The organism is Romboutsia sp. 13368 (genome assembly GCF_018336475.1).
GTDB lineage: Bacteria > Bacillota > Clostridia > Peptostreptococcales > Peptostreptococcaceae > Romboutsia.
Window position 1 is genome coordinate 2,057,337 of record NZ_CP048741.1, and the last position, 1,243, is coordinate 2,058,579.

1 pseudogene is annotated in these 1,243 nt (G+C 28.5%); it reads right to left on the bottom strand.

The features are described 5' to 3' along the window. Window positions 1–15: 15 nt before the first annotated feature. A pseudogene (locus G3997_RS08520) lies at window positions 16–1,077 on the bottom strand (pyridoxal phosphate-dependent aminotransferase); the annotation flags it as partial. Window positions 1,078–1,243 lie beyond the last annotated feature (166 nt).

The following is a 1,243-nucleotide window of genomic DNA, read 5'->3' on the forward strand; positions in this document are numbered from 1 at the left end:
CTTAATGATAAATTTTTATTTGTTTAATTTTAAATAGGCCTCTAATCCTTCTTTTAGAAGATGAGCTGCCTTTGATAAATCTTTAGAGTTTAATACATATGCAAGTCTTATTTCATCAACGCCAAGACCAGGTGTCATATAAAATCCTTCCGCAGGACATGGCATAACAGTTTCACCATTTATATCAAAGTCACTAAGTAGCCATTTTGTAAAGTGATCAGCATTTTTTACAGGTAATTTAGCAACTATATAAAATGCACCAGTTGGTTTTTCGCATATAACTCCAGGAACTTTTATAAGTTCATTATATAAAACATCTCTTCTAGCTCTATATTCTTTGTTAACTTCTTTAAGGTATGAATTATCAGTATTATATAATTCAATAGCACCAACTTGTTCTAATGTTGGAACAGATAATCTTGCTTGGCAAAGTTTAAGCATAGATGATATATAGTCTTTATTTTTAGAAGAAACACATCCAATTCTTGCACCACAGGCACTATAACGTTTAGATACACTATCTACTATTATAACTTTATCTTTAACTCTATCTATATTACCTAAGCTTGTATACTCACCTTCATATATAAATTCTCTATAGACTTCATCAGCTATAATCCATAAATTATTATCAATAGCTATATCACATATCATTTCTATTTCTTCTTTAGTGTATACAACTCCAGTTGGGTTACCTGGATTTGAGAATAGTATAGCCTTAGTCTTAGAATTTATCTTAGGTGTTATTTTTTCTTTGATAGGTAAGTGAAATCCATTTTCAGCTAATGTAGTGATGGGATTTATATTAACACCTACAGATTTTGCAAAGTTATAGTAGTTTGAATAAAATGGCTCAGGAACTAATATATTATCCCCTTCATCGCAAATTGATAACATAGTAAAAAGTAATGCTTCACTACCTCCATTAGTTATTAATATCTCATCATTTTCAAAGTCAATATTATAATTCTTATAGTAATTTTTTATAGCATCTATTAGCTCTGGTAATCCTTCAGATAAGGAATATTCTAAAATAGCTCCATCAAATTCTTTAACAGCTTTGAAAAATCCATCAGGARAATACCTTTTATAATTTTATRATYATTTTATTTTTTTAGCTTGAAAGGGTTTATTTTTTTGCATTTTTAAGATATAATTAAAGTACGTTAGAAAGAATCTCTCTATCTAGCGTATTCCTCAATAAAAAGGACTATGGTTTTCCATAGTCCTTTTTTTATTTATG